Raw genomic sequence first — 21,397 nt, forward strand, 5'->3', positions numbered from 1 at the left:
GGTGGACACCCCCCTTCAGATTCCCGCCCTCGGCGAGGCGGAGGAGATCTCCTGCGACGTCCTCGTCATCGGCGGCGGCACCGCCGGCACCATGGCCGCCCTGACCGCCGCCGAGCACGGCGCGGACGTGCTGTTGCTGGAGAAGGCCCACGTCCGCCACTCCGGCGCCCTCGCCATGGGCATGGACGGCGTCAACAACGCGGTCATCCCCGGCCGCGCCGAACCCGACGACTACGTCGCCGAGATCACCCGCGCCAACGACGGCATCGTCGACCAGTTCACCGTCCGCCAGACCGCCACCCGCGGCTACGGCATGGTGCAGCGCCTGGAGTCGTACGGCGTGAAGTTCGAGAAGGACGAGCACGGCGACTACGCGGTCCGCCAGGTCCACCGCTCCGGCTCGTACGTCCTGCCGATGCCGGAGGGCAAGGACGTCAAGAAGGTGCTGTACCGGCAGCTGCGGCGGCGCGAGATGCGGGAGAAGATCCGCATCGAGAACCGGGTGATGCCGGTGCGGGTGCTGACGTCTCCGGACGACGGACGGGCCGTGGGGGCGGTCGGCTTCAACACCCGGACGGGTGGCTTCGTCACGGTCCGCGCAGGCGCAGTCATCCTGGCGACGGGCGCCTGCGGCCGCCTGGGCCTGCCCGCCTCCGGGTACCTCTACGGCACCTACGAGAACCCCACCAACGCGGGCGACGGCTACGCCATGGCCTACCACGCGGGCGCCGAGCTCACCGGCATCGAGTGCTTCCAGATCAACCCGCTGATCAAGGACTACAACGGCCCCGCCTGCGCGTACGTCGCCAACCCCTTCGGCGGCTACCAGGTCAACCGGCACGGCGAGCGCTTCGTCGACTCCGACTACTGGTCCGGCCAGATGATGGCCGAGTTCGCGGCGGAGGTCGCCTCCGACCGGGGCCCGGTGTACCTGAAGCTGAGTCACCTCCCCGAGGAGTCGATCTCGTCCCTGGAGTCGATCCTGCACTCCACGGAGCGGCCCACCCGGGGGACCTTCCACGAGGGCCGCGGTCATGACTACCGCACCCACGACATCGAGATGCACATCTCCGAGATCGGCCTGTGCGGCGGCCACTCGGCCTCCGGCGTCCGCGTCGACGACCACGCCCGTACGACCGTCCCCCGTCTCTACGCCGCCGGCGACCTGGCCTGCGTCCCGCACAACTACATGATCGGCGCGTTCGTCTTCGGCGACCTCGCGGGCGCGGACGCCTCCCAGTACGCGCCCTACGAAGGGGAGTTGCCGCTCGACCAGCTGCGCGAGGCGCACGAACTGATCTACCGCCCGCTGCGCAACCCGGACGGCCCTCCGCAGCCCCAGGTCGAGTACAAGCTGCGCCGCTTCGTGAACGACTACGTGGCCCCGCCGAAGTCCGGCGCCCGTCTCTCCCTGGCCCTGGAGTCCTTCGAGCGGATGCGGGACGACATCGCCGCGATGGGCGCCCGCACCCCGCACGAGCTGATGCGCTGCGCCGAGGTCTCCTTCATCCGCGACTGCGCCGAGATGGCCGCGCGCGCCTCCCTGGCCCGCACGGAGTCCCGCTGGGGCCTCTACCACGACCGTCTCGACCACCCCCATCGCGACGACACCTCCTGGTTCCACCACCTCGACCTGCACAAGTCCCCCTCCGGTGCGATGGAGTTCACGGCCCGGCCCGTGGCTCCCTATCTGGTCCCGGTCGACGAGTTCACCCCCGTGGGCGGCCCCTCCCGGCACATCGGCGAGGTGCACGCCGAGGAGGTGGCGACGGCGGGGGCACGCGAACTGGCCCCGGTCGCCGCCGGGCGGCTCGGTGACACGGGCGACACGGGCGAGCGTCCCGGTACCGGCACCGTGACGGACGCCCCGGTCTCCCCGGCCCCGGCCTCACCCCGTCTGCTCGGGCTCCTTGCCCTCGCCGAGCAGGAACCCGAACTCGCCGCCCTCCGGACCTACTTGTCCGATCCCGACCCCGCCGTCCGCCGAACGGCCGTCAGCGTCCTGACGGAGACCGCGCCACCGGGCACCGGACCGGTCCTCGCGGAGGCCCTCGCCGACCGCGACCCCGGTGTCCGCGCCGCCGCGGCCGCGTCCCTGCGCGAACTCGTCGAGACACTCCCGCCCGAACCCGCCCTCCGCGAGGGTCTCGCCGCCGCCCTGGCCGAGTCCGACCCGGTCGTCCGCGCCGCCGCCCTGGACGTCCTGCGCGCCCTGCGCCTCGGTGACACGGCGCTCTTCGCCGGGGCCCTCCCCGACCCCGACATCGCCGTCCGCATCGAGGCCGTCCGTGCCCTCGTCTCGGTGGACGCCGCAGAGGAGCTCGCCCGCGCGGCCACGGATGACCCGTCCCGCGAGGTACGCGTGACGATCGCCAAGGCACTGGCGACGGTGTGGGCCGAACGCCCGCTGGACGCCGTCCTCGACGCCCTGACTCGTCTCACCGAGGACCCCGACGCCCTGGTGCGGGGGGCCGCCTACGGAGCACTGGGCACCACCGGCTGCCCCGCGCCCCTCGCCGCCCGCGCCGTCACCGCCCTGTCGGCCTCCGCCTGGCAGGTCCGGTCGGGTGCCGCGACGGCGCTGTCCGCCGCCGGCCCCGACGTGGCCGTGCCCGCCCTCGCCAAGGCCCTCGCCGACCCGAACGCCGACGTCCGCAAGGCCGCCGTCCTCGCCCTGACCCGGCACACCGCCACCGAGGACGCCCGCGCTGCCCTGGCCACGGCGACGACGGACCCGGACGCGGACGTCAGGGCGTATGCGGCGAAGGGCCTGCAGGACCGGCCCTAGAAACCACCCGCACCAACGACCCGGAGCCCCGGGAACGCCGGCACCGTCCGCGCCCGGGGCCCTATATCCAGTCCTCCGGTTCGGGCTCGGCGTCCATCTCGGGCCAGTGGTCGTCCGCCGTACCGGTCGCCGTGCCGGTCCCGGCCGGCGCGGCGTCCTGTGCCGGACTGCCGTCCAGGGAAGCCAGCACGCCGATCACACCCTCGCCGTACGTCGCGAGCTTCTTCTCGCCGACCCCGCCGACGCTCCCGAGCTGCGTCACCGACGTGGGCCAGACGGTGACGATCTCCCGGAGCGTGGCGTCATGGAAGATGACGTACGCCGGGACGCCCTGCTCACGGGCCTGCTCGGCACGCCAGGCCCGCAGTGCCTCGAACGCCGGCACCAGCGCCTCGGGCAGCTCCGCCACCACGGCCTTGGCCTTGCCCCGCCCGGAGGAGGACGAGGAGCCGGCCTTGGCGCTCGCCGGCTTCTTCGGTTCCTTGCGCAGCGGCACCTCCCGCTCCCGCCGCAGCACCGCACCGCTCGCCTCGGTCAGCACCAGCGTGCCGTAGTCCCCCTCGACCGCGAGCAGCCCCTGCGCCAGCAACTGCCGTACGACACCGCGCCATTCGCCCTCGGAGAGCTCCTCGCCGATGCCGAACACGGACAGCTGGTCGTGGTCGAACTGGATGACCTTGCCGGTGCGCTTGCCGAGCAGGATGTCGACGATCTGCACGGCCCCGAACTTCTGCCCGCGCTCCCGCTGCAACCGCACGATCGTCGACAGCACCTTCTGGGCCGCGACGGTGCCGTCCCAGGTCTCGGGCGGTGTGAGGCAGGTGTCGCAGTTGCCGCAGCCCGCGGGGTCCGGTTCCTGGCCGAAGTAGTTCAGCAGCTGCCCGCGCCTGCACTGCGCGGTCTCGCACAGCGCGAGCATCGAGTCCAGGTGGGAGGCGGCCCGGCGCCGGAACGCCTCGTCGCCCTCGCTGGACTGGATCATCTTGCGCTGCTGTATGACGTCGTTGAGCCCGTAGGCCATCCAGGCCGTGGACGCCAGTCCGTCACGCCCCGCGCGGCCCGTCTCCTGGTAGTAGCCCTCGACCGACTTGGGCAGGTCGAGGTGGGCCACGAAGCGGACGTCCGGCTTGTCGATGCCCATGCCGAAGGCGATGGTCGCCACCACGACCAGGCCGTCCTCGCGCAGGAAGCGGGACTGGTGGGCGGCGCGGGTGCCCGCGTCCAACCCCGCGTGGTACGGGACCGCCTCGATGCCGTTGCGGGAGAGGAACTCGGCGGTGGCGTCCACCGACTTGCGGGAGAGGCAGTACACGATGCCCGCGTCGCCCGCGTGTTCCTCCCGCAGGAACGCGAGAAGCTGCTTCTTGGGGTCGGCCTTGGGAATGATCCGGTACTGGATGTTGGGCCGGTCGAAGCTCGCCACGAAGTGCCGGGCCGTCGGCATGTTCAGCCGCTGGGTGAGCTCCTCGTGCGTGGCCCGGGTGGCCGTCGCGGTGAGCGCGATCCGCGGGACGTCGGGCCAGCGCTCGCCGAGCACCGACAGCGTCAGGTAGTCGGGGCGGAAGTCGTGGCCCCACTGGGAGACGCAGTGCGCCTCGTCGATGGCGAAGACGGCGATCTTGCCGCGGGAGAGCAGGTCCTGTGTGGCGTCGAGGCGCAGCCGCTCCGGCGCGAGGTAGAGCAGGTCCAGCTCCCCGGCCAGGAACTCGGCCTCCACCACGCGGCGCTCGTCGAAGTCCTGCGTGGAGTTCATGAACCCGGCGCGCACACCGAGCGCCCTGAGCGCGTCCACCTGGTCCTGCATCAGAGCGATGAGCGGTGAGACGACGATGCCCGTGCCGGGTCTGACGAGGGACGGGATCTGGTAGCACAGCGACTTGCCGCCGCCGGTCGGCATGAGGACGACGGCGTCCCCGCCGGCCACCACATGCTCGATGATCTCTTCCTGCTCGCCGCGGAAGGCGTCGTAACCGAAGACCCGGTGCAGCGTGGCCAGTGCCTCGCTGTCGCTCGCGCCCGGTGTCCCGGTGATCCCTGGCATCTCGCTGATACCGCCCATCCCGCCCATAGTCCCGTCCCCCGTACGTCGTCCTTCGACCACTGCCTCCACGATAGGGGGCAGGACCGACAGCGTCGGAGTTATCCACAGGCGGACCGGTTACGCTCCGTGCTCATTCGAACGGCCTATGTCACATGGCGCACTCGTTCGAGTCGGGGACATGCTGCTGGGGCGGCCCGGGAGGCCCGCCCTCCCCTCGGCGGGGCGCCCAGCACCGCGCCTCTCCGGCCCTCAAGCGCCTCAAGGAGAACCACCATGGCCCCTCGGCCCCTGAAGGCAGTGCTCACCGTCGCGGCGGCAGCGGCCTTCTCACTGACCGCCGTCCCCGCACAGGCAGCCGACCCGGACCCGTCCGTCTGGACCGAGTTGCCCGCGACGTACGGGGCCACCGGCCTGTACGCCTACGAACCCTTCGCCGTCGCCGACGGGTTCGCCCCGACGCCGTGCGTGGGGGCACGGGCTACCGCTACGTCAAGCAGGAGAACGTCGGGCAGACCGACCCCGAGAAGCCCGCGGCTCTCCTCTACGAGGACGGCCCGCACGGGCGCAGGCTCACCGCGGTGGAGTGGGTCGTGAAGGCCGGCCCGGGTGTCGCTCTGCCCACGATGTTCGGCCAGACGTTCCAGGGTCCGGTCGACCTGCCGGACTCGGGCTCCAGCTACACCCTGCGGGCCTGGATCTACAAGACGAACCCCAGCGGTCTCTTCAGCCCCACACACCCCGACGTGACGTGCTCGGCGGACTCGGACCCGGATGCGGAATCGGTCTTGAACCCGGACCGCACGCCGGACCTGCACCTGGACCTGTGACCGCACGCGGCGGGCCCCGGCTCCCTCGAAGGGAGCCGGGGCCCGCCGCATGAACGGTGCAGGCACCGCCGGTCAGCGCACGAACACTCCCGCCTGGTTCGCCAGGTCCAGGAAGTACTGCGGCGCCACACCGAGGACCAGCGTGACCGCCACACCGACCCCGATCGCCGTCATCGTCAGCGGCGACGGCACCGCGACCGTCGGTCCCTCCGGGCGCGGCTCGCTGAAGAACATCAGCACGATCACGCGGATGTAGAAGAACGCGGCGATGGCCGACGAGATCACACCGACCACGACGAGCGGCGCGGCGCCGCCCTCCGCCGCCGCCTTGAACACGGCGAACTTCCCGGCGAAGCCGGAGGTCAGCGGGATACCGGCGAAGGCCAGCAGGAACACTGCGAACACGGCCGCCACCAGCGGCGAACGACGGCCGAGCCCCGCCCACTTGGACAGGTGCGTGGCCTCACCCCCGGCGTCGCGGACCAGCGTGACCACCGCGAAAGCGCCGATCGTCACGAACGAGTAGGCCGCCAGGTAGAAGAGGACGGACGACACCCCGTCCGGCGTGGTCGCGATGACACCGGCGAGGATGAACCCGGCGTGCGCGATCGACGAATACGCCAGCAGCCGCTTGATGTCGGTCTGGGTGATCGCGACGATCGCACCGCCGAGCATGGTGACGATCGCGACGGCCCACATGACCGGCCGCCAGTCCCAGCGCAGACCCGGCAGCACGACGTAGAGCAGGCGCAGCAGGGCGCCGAAGGCGGCCACCTTGGTCGCTGCCGCCATGAATCCGGTGACCGGGGTGGGCGCGCCCTGGTAGACGTCCGGCGTCCACATGTGGAACGGCACCGCGCCGACCTTGAACAGCAGGCCCATCACGATCATCGCGGCGCCGATCAGCAGCAGCGCGTCGTTGCCCATGGTGTCGGCGAGCGCCGGGTCCACGGTGCCGATGGTGCCGTCGACGACCTTCGCGATCGTGCCGTACGTCACCGAACCCGCGTAGCCGTACAGCAGAGCGATGCCGAACAGGGTGAACGCGGAGGCAAACGCGCCGAGCAGGAAGTACTTGACCGCGGCCTCCTGCGACATGAGCCGCTTGCGGCGGGCCAGCGCGCACAGCAGGTACAGCGGGAGCGAGAAGACCTCCAGCGCCACGAACAGCGTCAGCAGGTCGTTGGCGGCCGGGAAGATCAGCATGCCCGCGACGGCGAAGAGCAGCAGCGGGAACACCTCGGTGGTGGTGAACCCGGCCTTCACGGCCGCCTTCTCGCTGTCGCTGCCCGGCACGGAGGCGGCCTGCGCGGCGAACGAGTCGACCCGGTTGCCGTGGGTCTCGGGGTCGAGCCGTCGCTCGGCGAAGGTGAACAGGCCGACCAGGCCCGCCAGCAGGATCGTGCCCTGGAGGAACAGGGCCGGTCCGTCGACGGCGATCGCGCCCATGGCCGCGATGCCCGCCTTGGTGGTGGCGTATCCGTCGGCGGCCAGCGCGACGACCGCCGCGAAGGCGGCGCACAGGGCCACGACGGAGACGAACAGCTGAACGTAGTAACGGGACTTGCGCGGGACGAAGGCCTCGACCAGCACCCCGATGATCGCCGCACCCACCACGATCAGGGTGGGTGACAACTGCCCGTATTCGATCTTCGGCGCGTCGATCTTGGAGATCGGGTCGGCCGCGGTTGTCCACAGGCTGTGGACGGCTACTGCGCTCACTTGGCCGCCTCCACCTCGGGCTTGGGGTCCTTCTTGTGTACGTCGGACATGGTCGACTTCACCGCCGGGTTCACGATGTCCGTGACGGGCTTCGGGTAGACGCCCAGGAAGATCAACAGGACGATGAGCGGGGCCACGACCACGAGCTCACGCACGCGCAGGTCGGGCATCGCCGAGACCTCCGGCCGCACCGGTCCCGTCATCGTCCGCTGGTAGAGGACGAGGGTGTAGAGCGCGGCGAGCACGATGCCGAAGGTCGCGATGACGCCGATGGCCGGGTAGCGCGCGAAGGTGCCGACCAGGACCAGGAACTCACTGACGAAGGGCGCGAGGCCCGGCAGCGACAGGGTGGCGAGACCGCCGATCAGGAAGGTGCCGGCGAGCACCGGGGCGACCTTCTGGACACCGCCGTAGTCGGCGATGAGCCGCGAGCCGCGCCGCGAGATCAGGAAGCCGGCCACCAGCATCAGCGCGGCCGTCGAGATCCCGTGGTTGACCATGTAGAGCGTCGCTCCGGACTGGCCCTGGCTGGTCATCGCGAAGATGCCCATGATGATGAAGCCGAAGTGCGAGATCGACGCGTAGGCCACAAGGCGTTTGATGTCCCGCTGCCCGACCGCGAGCAGCGCCCCGTAGATGATGCTGATCACCGCCAGGACGAGGATCGCGGGCGTCGCCCACTTGCTGGCCTCCGGGAAGAGCTGGAGGCAGAAGCGGAGCATCGCGAAGGTGCCCACCTTGTCGACGACCGCCGTGATGAGCACGGCGACCGGGGCGGTGGCCTCCCCCATCGCGTTGGGCAGCCAGGTGTGCAGCGGCCACAGGGGCGCCTTCACCGCGAAGGCGAAGAAGAACCCGAGGAACAGCCAGCGTTCGGTGTTGGTCGCCATGTGGAGCGAGCCGTTGGCGCGCGCCTCCGCGATCTCCTGGAGGCTGAAGTTCCCGGCGACCACATAGAGGCCGATCACCGCGGCCAGCATGATCAGACCGCCGACCAGGTTGTAGAGCAGGAACTTCACGGCGGCGTACGAGCGTTGGGCCGCCGCCTTCTCGTCGGAACCCGCGTGGGCGCGGTCCCCGAAGCCGCCGATGAGGAAGTACATCGGGATCAGCATGGCTTCGAAGAAGATGTAGAACAGGAAGACGTCGGTGGCCTCGAAGGAGATGATCACCATCGCCTCGACGGCCAGGATCAGGGCGAAGAAGCCCTGCGTCGGCCGCCACCGCTTGTTGCCGGTCTCCAGCGGGTCGGCGTCGTGCCAGCCCGCCAGGATGATGAACGGGATCAACAGCGCGGTCAGCGCGAGCAGCGCCACCCCGATGCCGTCCACGCCCAGTTCGTAGCGGACCCCGAAGTCGGCGATCCAGGCGTGCGACTCGGTGAGCTGGTAGCGGGCCCCGTCCGGGTCGAAGCGGACCAGGACGGTGATCGCGAGGGCGAGCGTGGCGAGCGAGACGAGCAGCGCCAGCCATTTGGCCGCGGTGCGCCGGGCGGCCGGCACGGCGGCCGTGGCGATGGCCCCGATCGCCGGGAGCACCGCCGTCGCTGTCAGGAGAGGAAAGGACATCGGTATCAGACCGCCCTCATCAGCAGGGTCGCGGCGACGAGGATCGCCGCGCCGCCGAACATCGAGACCGCGTACGACCGCGCGTAGCCGTTCTGCAGCTTGCGCATCCGCCCGGAGAGGCCGCCGACCGAGGCCGCCGTGCCGTTGACCACGCCGTCGACCAGGGTGTGGTCGACGTAGACCAGGGACCGCGTGAGGTGCTCTCCGCCGCGGACCAGGACGACGTGGTTGAAGTCGTCCTGGAGCAGGTCGCGCCGGGCGGCCCGGGTGAGCAGCGACCCGCGCGGGGCGACGACGGGGACCGGGCGCCTGCCGTACTGGAGCCAGGCGATCGCGACGCCGATGACCATCACGGTGACCGTGGCCGCCGTGACCGTGGCCGCGCTGATCGGCGCGTCTCCGTGGCTGTGCCCGGTGATGGGCTCCAGCCAGTGCAGGAAGCGGTCGCCGATGCTGAAGAAACCGCCCGCGAAGACCGATCCGAAGGCCAGCACGATCATGGGGATCGTCATGGACCTGGGCGACTCGTGCGGGTGGGGTTCAGCGTGCTCGCCGTGGTGCTCGGCGGCGGGCTCGGCGCTCGGGGCCTCCGGGGAGCGGGTGGGCCGGCTCTTCCAGCGCTCCTCCCCGAAGAACGTCATCAGCATCACGCGCGTCATGTAGAAGGCGGTGATGGCCGCGCCCAGCAGGGCGCAGGCGCCGAGGATCCAGCCCTCGGTGCCGCCCTTGGCGAAGGCCGCCTCGATGATCTTGTCCTTGGAGAAGAAGCCGGACAGGCCCGGGAACCCGATGATGGCGAGGTAGCCGAGGCCGAACGTCACGAAGGTGATCGGCATGTACTTCCTGAGGCCGCCGTACTTCCTCATGTCGACCTCGTCGTTCATGCCGTGCATGACCGAACCGGCCCCGAGGAAGAGCCCCGCCTTGAAGAAGCCGTGCGTCACCAGGTGCATGATCGCGAAGACGTAGCCGATGGGACCGAGGCCCGCGGCGAGCACCATGTAGCCGATCTGCGACATGGTCGAACCCGCGAGGGCCTTCTTGATGTCGTCCTTCGCGCAACCGACGATCGCACCGAACAGGAGCGTGACGGCACCGACGACGGTGACGACCAGCTGGGCGTCCGGGGCGAGGTTGAAGATGTTGGCGGAGCGGACGATCAGGTAGACGCCCGCGGTCACCATGGTCGCCGCGTGGATGAGGGCCGAGACCGGGGTCGGGCCCTCCATCGCGTCCCCGAGCCAGGACTGCAGCGGCACCTGGGCGGACTTGCCGCAGGCGGCGAGCAGCAGCATCAGGGCGATGCCGGTGAGCGTCGCCTCGGAGGCACCCTCGACGAGTCCGGGCTTCTCATGACTGCCGAGGACCGGACCGAAGGCGAAGGTGCCGAAGGTCGTGAACATCAGCATGATCGCGATCGACAGGCCCATGTCGCCGACGCGGTTGACCAGGAAGGCCTTCTTCGCCGCGGTGGCCGCGCTGGGCTTGTGCTGCCAGAAGCCGATCAGCAGGTAGGAGGCGAGACCGACGCCCTCCCAGCCGACGTACAGCAGCAGGTAGTTGTCGGCGAGGACGAGCAGCAGCATCGCCGCGAGGAACAGGTTCAGGTAGCCGAAGAAGCGGCGGCGCCGCTCGTCGTGCTCCATGTAGCCGATCGAGTACAGGTGGATCAGCGAGCCGACGCCGGTGATCAGCAGCACGAACGTCATCGACAGCTGGTCGAGGCGGAAGGTGACGTCCGCCTGGAATCCCTCGACCGGGATCCAGGTCCACAGGTGCTGGATGAGCGTGCGGTCCTCGGCGTTCTTGCCGAGCAGGTCGGCGAAGAGGATGGCGCCGAACACGAAGGAGGCGGCGGCGAGGATCGTGCCGATCCAGTGGCCGACGGCGTCAAGTCGCCGGCCGCCGGTCAGCAGGACCGCCGCTCCGAGCAGAGGCGCCGCGATGAGCAGCGCGATGAGGTTGTCCACGATTCAGCGACCCCTTACAGCTTCATCAGGCTGGCGTCGTCGACCGAGGCCGAGTGGCGGGAACGGAACAGCGACACGATGATCGCGAGCCCGACCACGACCTCCGCGGCGGCGACGACCATCGTGAAGAAGGCGATGATCTGGCCGTCGAGATTGCCGTGCATCCGGGAGAAGGCGACGAACGCGAGGTTGCAGGCGTTGAGCATGAGCTCGATGCACATGAACACGACGATGGCGTTGCGCCTGATCAGTACGCCGGTGGCGCCGATCGTGAACAGCAGGGCGGCGAGGTAGAGGTAGTTGACGGGGTTCACTTCGACGCCTCCCTCTTGAAGGTGGCCGGTTCGATCTCGGTCCGCTCCAGGCGATCCTCCGCGCGCTGCTCCAGCGCCTTGAGGTCGTTCAGCGCCTCGGCCGAGACGTCACGGATCTGGCCGCGGTCCCGCAGCGTCTTGCTGACCGTGAGCTCAGAGGGGGTGCCGTCGGGCAGCAGGCCCGCGATGTCCACCGCGTTGTGCCGGGCGTAGACGCCGGGGGCGGGCAGCGGCGGGACGTGCTTGCCCTCGCGGACGCGCTGCTCGGCCATCTCGCGCTGGGTCAGGGCCCGCTCGGTGCGCTCGCGGTGCGTGAGCACCATGGCGCCGACGGCGGCCGTGATCAGCAGGGCGCCGGTGATTTCGAAGGCGAAGACGTACTTGGTGAAGATGAGGGTCGCGAGGCCCTCCACATTTCCGCCCGCGTTGGCCTGGGTGAGGCCGTTGAACTGCTTCAGGGAGGCGTTGCCGATGCCGGCGAACAGCAGGACGCCGAAGCCGAGCCCGCACAGCAGGGCCAGCCAGCGCTGGCCCCTGATGGTCTCCTTGAGGGAGTCCGCCGCGGTCACGCCGACGAGCATCACCACGAACAGGAACAGCATCATGATCGCGCCGGTGTAGACGACGATCTGGACGACGCCGAGGAAGTAGGCGCCGTTGGCGAGGTAGAACACCGCCAGGATGATCATGGTGCCGGCGAGACAGAGCGCGCTGTGCACAGCCTTCCTCATGAAGACGGTGCACAGGGCGCCGATCACGGCGACGGTGCCGAGGACCCAGAACTGGAAGGCCTCGCCGGTGGAGGTCGAGTACGCGGCGAGCTGGAGGGGTGCGGTCATCGTCCGATCACCTTCTCGGACGCCGGTTCGTTTTCGCCGAAGGTGGAGTCGGCCTCCTGGACCACCTCGCCCTTGGAGACGGCGACCTGGGGCACGGTGCCGGGCGCGGCCTCGGTGACCAGGCCCCGGTAGTAGTCCTGCTCGTCGGTGCCGGGGTAGATGGCGTGGGGCGAGTCGACCATGCCCTCCTCGAGGCCGGCGAGCAGTTGTTCCTTGGTGTAGATGAGGTTGGCCCGGCTGCTGTCGGCCAGCTCGAACTCGTTGGTCATCGTCAGCGCGCGTGTGGGGCACGCCTCGATGCACAGCCCGCACAGGATGCAGCGGGCGTAGTTGATCTGGTAGACGCGGCCGTACCGCTCGCCCGGCGAGTAGCGCTCCTCGTCGGTGTTGTCGGCGCCCTCCACATAGATGGCGTCGGCGGGGCAGGCCCAGGCGCACAGCTCGCAGCCGACGCACTTCTCCAGGCCGTCCGGATGGCGGTTGAGCTGGTGCCGTCCGTGGAACCGCGGAGCGGTGGTCTTCTGCTGCTCCGGGTACTGCTCGGTCAGCCGCTTCTTGAACATGGCCTTGAAGGTCACGCCGAAGCCGGCGACGGGGTTCATGAAACCGGGCTTGGTCTCCTTCGGCTCCTCAGCCATCGGACGCCTCCTTTCCATCCGTAGAACCAGTCAGCGATCCGTCACTCTGAGTATCGGGCCCGCCACTGACAATCAGCTCCCGCTCCTGGCGCGAGCGGCGCCTGGGCACCGGTGGCAACTCCTGTCCGGGCAGCGGCGGGACGGGGAATCCGCCCGCCATCGGGTCGAACCCGGCTGGCTGTTCGGCGGGCTGCGCGGCCGCCTGCGACTTCTCGCGGAACATGTCGGCCACGAAGGAGAGCAGCAGCAGGGCCAGGACGCCGCCGCCGACGTAGAGGGCGATGTCGGCGAAGTCGTAGTTCTCGTTGCGCAGGGTCCGCACGGTCGCGACGAGCATCAGCCACACCACGGAGACCGGGATGAGGACCTTCCAGCCGAGCTTCATCAGCTGGTCGTAGCGCACGCGCGGGAGCGTGCCGCGCAGCCAGATGAAGAAGAACAGCAGCAGCTGCACCTTGATCACGAACCAGAGCAGCGGCCACCAGCCGTGGTTGGCGCCCTCCCAGAAGGTGCTGATGGGCCAGGGGGCGCGCCAGCCGCCGAGGAAGAGCGTGGTCGTCACGGCCGAGACCGTCACCATGTTCACGTACTCGGCGAGCATGAACAGCGCGAACTTGATCGACGAGTACTCGGTGTTGAAGCCGCCGACGAGGTCGCCCTCGGACTCCGGCATGTCGAAGGGGGCGCGGTTGGTCTCACCGACCATGGTGATGACGTAGATGATGAAGGAGACCGGCAGCAGGACGATGTACCAGCGGTCCTGCTGCGCCTCGACGATCGCCGAGGTCGACATCGACCCGGAGTAGAGGAACACCGAGGCGAAGGCGGCGCCCATGGCGATCTCGTACGAGATCATCTGCGCGCAGGAGCGCAGACCGCCGAGCAGCGGATACGTCGACCCGGAACTCCAGCCCGCCAGGACGATGCCGTAGATGCCGACCGAGGCGACCGCGAGGATGTACAGCATCGCGATCGGCAGGTCGGTGAGCTGCATCGTCGTGCGGTGCCCGAAGATCGAGATCTCGTTGCCGGACGGGCCGAAGGGGATCACCGCGATCGCCATGAAGGCCGGGATGGCCGCGACGATCGGCGCGAGGACATAGACGACCTTGTCTGCGCGCTTGACGACGACGTCTTCCTTGAGCATCAGCTTGATGCCGTCGGCGAGCGACTGGAGCATGCCCCAGGGGCCGTGCCGGTTGGGACCGATGCGCAGCTGCATCCAGGCGACGACCTTGCGCTCCCAGACGATGGAGAACAGCACGGTCAGCATCAGGAAGGCGAAGCAGAAGACGGCCTTGACGACGACGAGCCACCAGGGGTCGGTGCCGAACATCGAGAGGTCTTCCGCGGCGAGGTACGGGCTCATGCCTCCACCTCCTTGGGAGCTTCGGCTGCGAGCGTCGCCGGGCCGATGTGGACGAGGGAGCCGGGCACCACCCCGGCGTCGGAGGCGACGCCCCCGCCGGTGGAGTTCAGCGGGAGCCAGACCACACGGTCGGGCATCTCGGTGATCTGCAGGGGCAGTTCGACGACTCCGGTCTTGCCGCTCACGGCGAGCAGGTCGCCTTCCTTGACGCCCACCTCGGCGGCCGTCGCGGCCGACACCCGCGCGTGTGCCGCGTGCCGGGTCCCGGCGAGCGCCTCGTCGCCCTGCTGGAGGAGTCCCTGGTCGAGCAGCAGCCGGTGTCCGGCCAGGACCGCCTCTCCGGCGGCGGGCCGCGGCAACTGGGCCCCGGTCTCCAGGGGTTCGGTGCCGCGCGGTCCGTCCCAGGGCCCGAGCCGGTCGATCTCCGCGCGCGTGGTGCGCAGATCGGGCAGGCCCAGGTGTACGTCCATGGCGTCGGCCAGCATCTGCAGCACCCGTGCGTCGGTGGGCGCGAGGCGGCGGGTCATCTGGTCGGGCTTGAGCGCGGCCTCGAAGAACCGCACCCTGCCCTCCCAGTTGAGGAAGGTGCCGGCCTTCTCGGCGACCGCGGCCACCGGCAGGACGACGTCCGCGTGCTCGGTGACCTCACCGGGACGCAGTTCCAGCGACACCACGAACCCGACCTCCTGGAGCGCTTCACGCGCGCGGGCCGGATCGGGCAGGTCGGCGATCTCGACGCCCGCGACCACCAGGGCCTGGAGCTCGCCGGACACCGCGGCCTCGACGATCTGACCGGTGTCCCGGCCGTAGCGGTGCGGGAGTTCGGCCACGCCCCAGACCGAGGCGACCTCCTCACGCGCGCGTGGGTCGGTGGCCGGGCGGCCGCCCGGCAGCAGCGACGGCAGCGCACCCGCTTCGAGGGCACCGCGCTCTCCGGCCCGCCGCGGGATCCACACCAGCTGCGCGCCCGTCGCGGAGGCGGCCCGTACGGCGGCGGTCAGTCCGCCCTTCACGGCGGCCAGCCGCTCGCCGACGACGATCACCGCGCCCGCGGTGCGCAGCGCCTCGGCGGCCCTGCTGCCATCGTCATCCAGGCCGACTCCGCCGGCCAGCGCGTCCAGCCACTCGGTCTCGGTGCCGGGGGCGGCCGGCAGCAGCGTGCCGCCCGCCTTCTGCAGACCGCGGGTGGCGTGGGTGGCGAGCGAGAAGACCTTCTGACCGTGCTTGCGCCATGCCTTGCGCAGCCTCAGGAAGACGCCGGGCGCCTCCTCCTCGGCCTCGAACCCGACCAGCAGGACCGCCGGTGCCTTCTCCAGCGCGGAGTACGTGACGCCGGTACCGTCAAGGTCCCTGCCCCGGCCCGCGATCCTCGCGGCCAGGAAGTCGGCCTCCTCGCCGCTGTGCACGCGCGCGCGGAAGTCGATGTCGTTGGTGTCGAGCGCCACGCGCGCGAACTTGCTGTACGCGTAGGCGTCCTCGATGGTGAGGCGGCCGCCGGTGAGGACTCCGGCCCGGCCGCGTGAGGCGAGCAGCCCCTGGGCCGCGATCTGGAGCGCCTCCGGCCAGGACGCCGGCACCAGCTCGCCCTCGGGGTTGCGCACCAGCGGGTGCTCCAGCCGGTCCCGCTGCTGCGCGTACCGGAAGGCGAAGCGCCCCTTGTCGCAGATCCACTCCTCGTTGACCTCGGGGTCGTTGGCCGCGAGCTTGCGCATGACCTTGCCGCGCCGGTGGTCGGTGCGGGTGGCGCAGCCGCCGGAGCAGTGCTCGCACACGCTCGGGGAGGACACCAGGTCGAAGGGGCGGGAGCGGAATCGGTACGCCGCCGAGGTGAGCGCGCCGACCGGGCAGATCTGGATCGTGTTGCCGGAGAAGTACGACTCGAAGGGGTCGCCCTCGCCGGTGCCGACCTGCTGGAGGGCGCCCCGTTCGATCAGTTCGATCATGGGGTCGCCCGCGACCTGGTTGGAGAAGCGGGTGCAGCGGGCGCACAGCACGCACCGCTCGCGGTCGAGCAGCACCTGGGTGGAGATCGGTACGGGCTTCTCGTAGGTGCGCTTCTTGCCCTCGAAGCGGGACTCGGCCTGGCCGTGGGACATCGCCTGGTTCTGCAGGGGGCACTCGCCGCCCTTGTCGCAGACCGGGCAGTCCAGCGGGTGGTTGATGAGGAGGAGCTCCATCACACCGTGCTGGGCCTTCTCGGCGACCGGCGAGGTGAGGTGGGTCTTCACCACCATCCCGTCGGTGCAGGTGATGGTGCAGGAGGCCATCGGCTTGCGCTGGCCCTCGACCTCGACGATGCACTGGCGGCAGGCGCCGGCCGGGTCGAGGAGGGGGTGGTCGCAGAAGCGGGGGATCTCGATGCCGAGTTGTTCGGCGGCCCGGATGACCAGGGTGCCCTTGGGCACGCTGATCTCGGCACCGTCGATCGTCAGCGAGACGAGATCCTCCGGCGGGACCGCCGCCTCTCCCCCGCCCGAGGGAGCGCTGGTGGTCACGGTCATGCGTTCACCTCCGTGCGGGAGTCGGCCCAGACCGTCGACTTGGCCGGGTCGAAGGGGCAGCCACGGCCCGTGATGTGCTGCTCGTACTCCTCGCGGAAGTACTTGAGCGAGGAGAAGATCGGCGAGGCGGCGCCGTCACCGAGGGCGCAGAACGACTTGCCGTTGATGTTGTCGGCGATGTCGTTCAGCTTGTCGAGGTCGGACATGACGCCCTTGCCGGCCTCGATGTCGCGCAGCAACTGCACGAGCCAGTACGTCCCTTCACGGCACGGGGTGCACTTGCCGCAGGACTCGTGGGCGTAGAACTCGGTCCAGCGGGTGACGGCGCGGACGACGCAGGTCGTCTCGTCGAAGCACTGCAGGGCCTTGGTGCCGAGCATCGAGCCGGCGGCGCCGACACCCTCGTAGTCGAGGGGGACGTCGAGGTGCTCGTCGGTGAACATCGGCGTGGAGGAGCCGCCCGGCGTCCAGAACTTGAGCCGGTGGCCCGGCCGCATGCCGCCGCTCATCTCCAGGAGCTGGCGGAGCGTGATGCCGAGTGGGGCCTCGTACTGGCCGGGGCTCGCGACGTGGCCGCTGAGCGAGTAGAGCGTGAAGCCCGGGGACTTCTCGCTGCCCATCGACCTGAACCAGTCCTTGCCCTTTTGCAGAATCGCGGGAACTGACGCGATCGACTCCACGTTATTTACAACAGTCGGGCAGGCGTAGAGGCCTGCGACCGCAGGAAAGGGGGGGCGGAGCCGCGGTTGCCCACGGCGGCCTTCGAGCGAGTCGAGCAGTGCGGTCTCCTCACCGCAGATGTACGCCCCGGCGCCGGCGTGCACGGTGATGTCGAGATCGAGGCCGCTGCCCAGGATGTTCTGTCCGAGGTAGCCGGCCGCGTAGGCCTCGCTCACGGCCGCATGCAGTCGCCGCAGTACTGGGACGACTTCACCCCGCAGATAGATGAAGGCATGCGAAGACCTGATGGCATAACACGCGATGATCATGCCCTCGATGAGGCTGTGCGGGTTCGCGAAGAGGAGCGGGATGTCCTTGCAGGTCCCCGGCTCCGACTCGTCGGCGTTGACAACTAGATAGTGCGGCTTTCCATCTCCCTGCGGAATGAACTGCCATTTCATCCCGGTGGGGAATCCGGCGCCGCCGCGACCGCGCAGACCGGAGTCCTTGACGTACGCGATCAGGTCGTCCGGCGACATGGCGAGCGCCTTGCGGAGCCCCTCGTATCCCTCGTGCCTCTTGTAGACGTCCAGCGTCCAGGACTTGTCCTGGTCCCAGAAGGCCGACAGCACGGGTGCGAGCAGCTTCTCGGGACCGGTGTCCTTCAGTTCGGGTGCCAAGGTCATCACTCCCCCTCCTCGGCGGCGGGCCCGGCCGGGTGGGCCGGGTCGGAGGCCGACGTGTCCTGTGGCGCGTCGTGTGAGCTCAGGTGCTCCGACGGGGACGGCTCGTGGACGTCCCGGCCCTGCGGTGCGCCGTCGCGCGGATGGACCACGCGCGCGGGTGCGGTCTCTCCCCTGGCCAGGCGGAGGCCCACCAGCGACGCGGGTCCCGCTCCGCCGCTTGCCTCGACGGCTCCTGGCCGCTCGTCGGGGAAGCCGGCGAGGATCCGCGCGGTCTCCTTGAAGGTGCACAGCGGCGCCCCGCGCGTGGGCTCGACCGGACGCCCCGCGCGCAGGTCGTCGACCATGCGCTTCGCGCTCGCCGGGGTCTGGTTGTCGAAGAACTCCCAGTTGACCATCACGACCGGCGCGAAGTCGCAGGCCGCGTTGCACTCGATGTGCTCCAGGGTGACCTTGCCGTCGTCGGTGGTCTCGCCGTTGCCGACGCCCAGGTGCTCCTGGAGTTCCGAGAAGATCGCGTCGCCGCCCATCACCGCGCAGAGGGTGTTGGTGCAGACCCCCACCTGGTAGTCGCCGGACGGCCTGCGCCGGTACATGGTGTAGAAGGTGGCCACCGCGGTGACCTCGGCCGTGGTCAGCTCCAGGACGTCCGCGCAGAACTGCATCCCGGTGCGCGTGACATGGCCCTCCTCCGACTGCACGAGATGCAGCAACGGCAGGAGCGCCGAGCGGGAGTCCGGGTAGCGGGCGATGATCTCGCGCGCGTCCGCCTCCAGCCGGGCTCGGACGTCGTCCGGGTAAGCGGGCGCGGGCAGTTCGGGCATGCCCAGGCTGACGCCCCGCTCGGAAGAACTCGTGGTCACCGGTCGACGCCTCCCATCACGGGGTCGATGGACGCGACAGCGACGATGACGTCAGCGACCTGGCCGCCCTCGCACATCGCCGCCATGGCCTGAAGGTTGGTGAAGGACGGGTCGCGGAAGTGGACCCGGAAGGGGCGGGTGCCGCCGTCGGACACGGCGTGCACCCCGAGTTCGCCCTTGGGCGACTCGACGGCCGCGTACGCCTGACCCGGCGGGACGCGGAAGCCCTCGGTGACCAGCTTGAAGTGGTGGATCAGGGCCTCCATGGAGGTGCCCATGATCTTCTTGATGTGGTCGAGGGAGTTGCCGAGCCCGTCAGGACCCAGGGCGAGCTGGGCGGGCCAGGCGATCTTCTTGTCGGCGACCATGACCGGACCGGGCTGGAGCCGGTCCAGGCACTGCTCGACGATCCTGAGCGACTGGCGCATCTCCTCGAGCCGGATGAGGAAGCGGCCGTAGGAGTCACAGGTGTCGGCGGTCGGGATGTCGAAGTCGTAGGTCTCGTAACCGCAGTAGGGCTGTGCCTTGCGCAGGTCGTGCGGCAGGCCGGTGGAGCGCAGGATGGGGCCGGTGGCGCCGAGGGCCATGCAGCCCGCCAGGTCCAGATAGCCGACGTCCTGCATACGGGCCTTGAAGATGGGGTTCCCGGTGGCGAGCTTGTCGTACTCCGGGAGGTTCTTCTTCATCTTCTTCACGAACTCGCGGATGTGGTCCACCGCGCCGGGCGGCAGGTCCTGGGCGAGTCCGCCGGGGCGGATGTACGCGTGGTTCATCCGCAGGCCCGTGATGAGCTCGTAGATGTCGAGAATCATTTCACGATCACGGAATCCGTAGATCATGATCGTGGTGGCGCCGAGTTCCATACCGCCGGTGGCGATGCACACCAGGTGCGAGGAGAGCCGGTTCAACTCCATCAGGAGCACCCGGATGATCTCGGCCCGGTCGGGGATCTGGTCCTCGATGCCGAGGAGCTTCTCGACGGCCAGGCAGTAGGCGGTCTCGTTGAAGAAGGACGTCAGGTAGTCCATGCGCGTCACGAACGTGGTGCCCTGCGTCCACGTGCGGAACTCGAGGTTCTTCTCGATGCCGGTGTGGAGGTAGCCGATGCCGCAGCGGGCCTCGGTGACCGTCTCGCCGTCGATCTCCAGGATCAGGCGGAGCACTCCGTGGGTGGAGGGGTGCTGGGGGCCCATGTTGAGGACGATGCGTTCGTCGTCGGCGCGGGCCGCGGCCTGGACGATCTCGTCCCAGTCGCCACCGGTGACCGTGTAGACGGTGCCCTCTGTGGTCTCCCGAGGGGAGGCATGCGAAGTGCTCATGAGTACGACCTCCGCTGGTCCGGAGCCGGGATCTGGGCGCCCTTGTACTCGACGGCGATGCCGCCGAGGGGGTAGTCCTTGCGCTGCGGGTGGCCCTGCCAGTCGTCCGGCATCATGATCCGCGTCAGGGCCGGGTGACCGTCGAAGACGATCCCGAAGAAGTCGTAGGTCTCGCGCTCGTGCCAGTCGTTGGTCGGATACACCGGGACCAGGGACGGGATGTGCGGGTCGGCGTCCGGCGCGCTGACCTCCAGGCGGATCAGCCGGTTGTGGGTGATCGAGCGCAGGTGGTAGACCGCGTGCAGCTCGCGGCCCTTGTCGTGGAGGTAGTGGACCCCGCTGACGCCGGTGCAGAGCTCGAAGCGCAGGGCCGGGTCGTCGCGCAGGGTGCGGGCGACGCGCGGCAGGTGCTCGCGCTCGATGTGGAAGGTGATCTCGCCGCGGTCGACGACCGTCTTCTCGATCGCGTTGCCGGGCAGCAATCCCTGCTCCTCCAGGGCGCCTTCCAGTTCGTCGGCGACCTCGTCGAACCAGCCGCCGTAGGGGCGCGCCGCGGGTCCCGGGAGGCGGATCGAGCGGACCAGGCCGCCGTAGCCGGAGGTGTCGCCGCCGTCGTCGGCGCCGAACATGCCGCGCTGGACGCGGATCTCCTCGCCGCCCTCGCCGCGCTGGCCGGGGAGGTTGGAGCCGCTCAGATCCCTCTCCGGGTTGGCTCCGTTGGTGCCGTTCGCGTCGCTCACCGCAGCAGCCCCTTCATCTCGATCGTGGGCAGAGCCTTGAGCGCCGCCTCCTCCGCCTCGCGGGCCGCCTCCTCGGCGTTCACGCCGAGCTTGGAGGACTGGATCTTCTGGTGGAGCTTGAGAATGGCGTCCATCAGCATCTCCGGCCGTGGCGGGCAGCCGGGCAGATAGATGTCGACCGGGACGATGTGGTCGACGCCCTGCACGATCGCGTAGTTGTTGAACATGCCGCCCGAGGAGGCGCAGACCCCCATGGAGATGACCCACTTGGGGTTCGGCATCTGGTCGTAGACCTGCCTGAGCACCGGCGCCATCTTCTGGCTGACCCGGCCGGCGACGATCATGAGGTCCGCCTGGCGGGGTGAGCCGCGGAAGACCTCCATGCCGAAGCGGGCCAGGTCGTAGCGTCCGGCGCCGGTGGTCATCATCTCGATGGCACAGCAGGCAAGGCCGAAGGTGGCCGGAAAGACGGACGCCTTGCGCACCCAGCCCGCGGCCTGCTCGACGGTGGTCAGCAGGAAGCCGCTCGGCAGCTTTTCTTCGAGTCCCATGAGT

16 protein-coding genes are annotated in these 21,397 nt (G+C 69.8%); 2 read left to right on the forward strand and 14 right to left on the reverse strand.

Annotation, left to right across the window (positions count from 1 at the left end; genetic code table 11):
• Position 1 precedes the first annotated feature (1 nt).
• Positions 2 to 2,788, forward strand: coding sequence for a fumarate reductase/succinate dehydrogenase flavoprotein subunit (locus tag ABZT06_RS29885; protein ID WP_355747598.1), 2,787 nt, complete (start codon positions 2 to 4; stop codon positions 2,786 to 2,788).
• A 61-nt stretch (positions 2,789 to 2,849) separates the two neighbouring features.
• Here the strand turns inward: ABZT06_RS29885 and recQ are convergent, their stop codons facing one another.
• Entirely contained in the window at positions 2,850 to 4,856 is a 2,007-nt protein-coding gene (gene recQ, locus ABZT06_RS29890) for a DNA helicase RecQ (protein ID WP_355747989.1), read from the reverse strand.
• Between the two features lie 434 nt (positions 4,857 to 5,290).
• Here recQ and ABZT06_RS29895 point away from each other — a divergent pair, with 434 nt between their 5' ends.
• The gene (locus ABZT06_RS29895; protein WP_355747601.1) at positions 5,291 to 5,656 is read left to right on the forward strand and encodes a hypothetical protein; all 366 of its coding nucleotides are present in this window, start codon (positions 5,291 to 5,293) and stop codon (positions 5,654 to 5,656) included.
• 72 nt (positions 5,657 to 5,728) lie between these two features.
• On the opposite strand, the gene nuoN is transcribed toward ABZT06_RS29895, so the two are convergent.
• The 13 genes from nuoN to ABZT06_RS29960 are packed head-to-tail and all read right to left on the reverse strand — an operon-like array spanning position 5,729 to position 21,393.
• The gene (gene nuoN, locus ABZT06_RS29900; RefSeq protein ID WP_355747604.1) at positions 5,729 to 7,378 is read right to left on the reverse strand and encodes an NADH-quinone oxidoreductase subunit NuoN; all 1,650 of its coding nucleotides are present in this window, start codon (positions 7,376 to 7,378) and stop codon (positions 5,729 to 5,731) included.
• On the reverse strand, positions 7,375 to 8,946 hold the full coding sequence (locus tag ABZT06_RS29905) for an NADH-quinone oxidoreductase subunit M (RefSeq protein WP_355747607.1): 1,572 nt from the start codon (positions 8,944 to 8,946) through the stop codon (positions 7,375 to 7,377). Before ABZT06_RS29905 ends, nuoN begins: the two co-directional genes overlap by 4 nt.
• Positions 8,947 to 8,951: 5 nt before the next feature.
• On the reverse strand, positions 8,952 to 10,916 hold the full coding sequence (gene nuoL / locus ABZT06_RS29910; RefSeq protein ID WP_355747610.1) for an NADH-quinone oxidoreductase subunit L: 1,965 nt from the start codon (positions 10,914 to 10,916) through the stop codon (positions 8,952 to 8,954).
• Between the two features lie 14 nt (positions 10,917 to 10,930).
• Positions 10,931 to 11,230: an NADH-quinone oxidoreductase subunit NuoK gene (gene nuoK, locus ABZT06_RS29915; protein ID WP_003974374.1), complete on the reverse strand. Its 300-nt coding sequence runs from the start codon at positions 11,228 to 11,230 to the stop codon at positions 10,931 to 10,933.
• Positions 11,227 to 12,069 (reverse strand): NADH-quinone oxidoreductase subunit J, encoded by an 843-nt coding sequence (locus ABZT06_RS29920; protein WP_355747614.1) that lies wholly within the window; start codon positions 12,067 to 12,069, stop codon positions 11,227 to 11,229. Before ABZT06_RS29920 ends, nuoK begins: the two co-directional genes overlap by 4 nt.
• Positions 12,066 to 12,707 carry an NADH-quinone oxidoreductase subunit NuoI gene (gene nuoI, locus ABZT06_RS29925; RefSeq protein WP_355747617.1) on the reverse strand — a complete coding sequence of 214 codons (642 nt, stop codon included), beginning with the start codon at positions 12,705 to 12,707 and terminating at the stop codon, positions 12,066 to 12,068. Before nuoI ends, ABZT06_RS29920 begins: the two co-directional genes overlap by 4 nt.
• Positions 12,700 to 14,076 carry an NADH-quinone oxidoreductase subunit NuoH gene (gene nuoH / locus ABZT06_RS29930; RefSeq protein WP_355747620.1) on the reverse strand — a complete coding sequence of 459 codons (1,377 nt, stop codon included), beginning with the start codon at positions 14,074 to 14,076 and terminating at the stop codon, positions 12,700 to 12,702. The genes nuoI and nuoH overlap by 8 nt, the downstream gene beginning before the upstream one ends.
• Complete coding sequence (locus ABZT06_RS29935; RefSeq protein ID WP_355747623.1) at positions 14,073 to 16,577, reverse strand: NADH-quinone oxidoreductase subunit G; 2,505 nt, start codon at positions 16,575 to 16,577, stop codon at positions 14,073 to 14,075. Before ABZT06_RS29935 ends, nuoH begins: the two co-directional genes overlap by 4 nt.
• Positions 16,574 to 17,926, reverse strand: a complete 1,353-nt coding sequence (nuoF, locus tag ABZT06_RS29940; protein WP_355747626.1) for an NADH-quinone oxidoreductase subunit NuoF — start codon at positions 17,924 to 17,926, stop codon at positions 16,574 to 16,576. Before nuoF ends, ABZT06_RS29935 begins: the two co-directional genes overlap by 4 nt.
• The gene (nuoE, locus tag ABZT06_RS29945; protein WP_355747629.1) at positions 17,923 to 18,783 is read right to left on the reverse strand and encodes an NADH-quinone oxidoreductase subunit NuoE; all 861 of its coding nucleotides are present in this window, start codon (positions 18,781 to 18,783) and stop codon (positions 17,923 to 17,925) included. Before nuoE ends, nuoF begins: the two co-directional genes overlap by 4 nt.
• A complete protein-coding gene (locus ABZT06_RS29950; RefSeq protein WP_062023239.1) occupies positions 18,780 to 20,102 on the reverse strand; it encodes an NADH-quinone oxidoreductase subunit D in 1,323 nt (440 codons plus the stop codon). The genes nuoE and ABZT06_RS29950 overlap by 4 nt, the downstream gene beginning before the upstream one ends.
• Positions 20,099 to 20,842: an NADH-quinone oxidoreductase subunit C gene (locus ABZT06_RS29955; RefSeq protein WP_355747632.1), complete on the reverse strand. Its 744-nt coding sequence runs from the start codon at positions 20,840 to 20,842 to the stop codon at positions 20,099 to 20,101. The genes ABZT06_RS29950 and ABZT06_RS29955 overlap by 4 nt, the downstream gene beginning before the upstream one ends.
• Positions 20,839 to 21,393, reverse strand: coding sequence for an NADH-quinone oxidoreductase subunit B (locus tag ABZT06_RS29960; RefSeq protein WP_007383964.1), 555 nt, complete (start codon positions 21,391 to 21,393; stop codon positions 20,839 to 20,841). The genes ABZT06_RS29955 and ABZT06_RS29960 overlap by 4 nt, the downstream gene beginning before the upstream one ends.
• Between the last annotated feature and the right edge of the window lie 4 nt (positions 21,394 to 21,397).

Source organism: Streptomyces sp. NPDC005483 (assembly GCF_040606035.1).
Classification (GTDB): Bacteria; Actinomycetota; Actinomycetes; order Streptomycetales; family Streptomycetaceae; genus Streptomyces.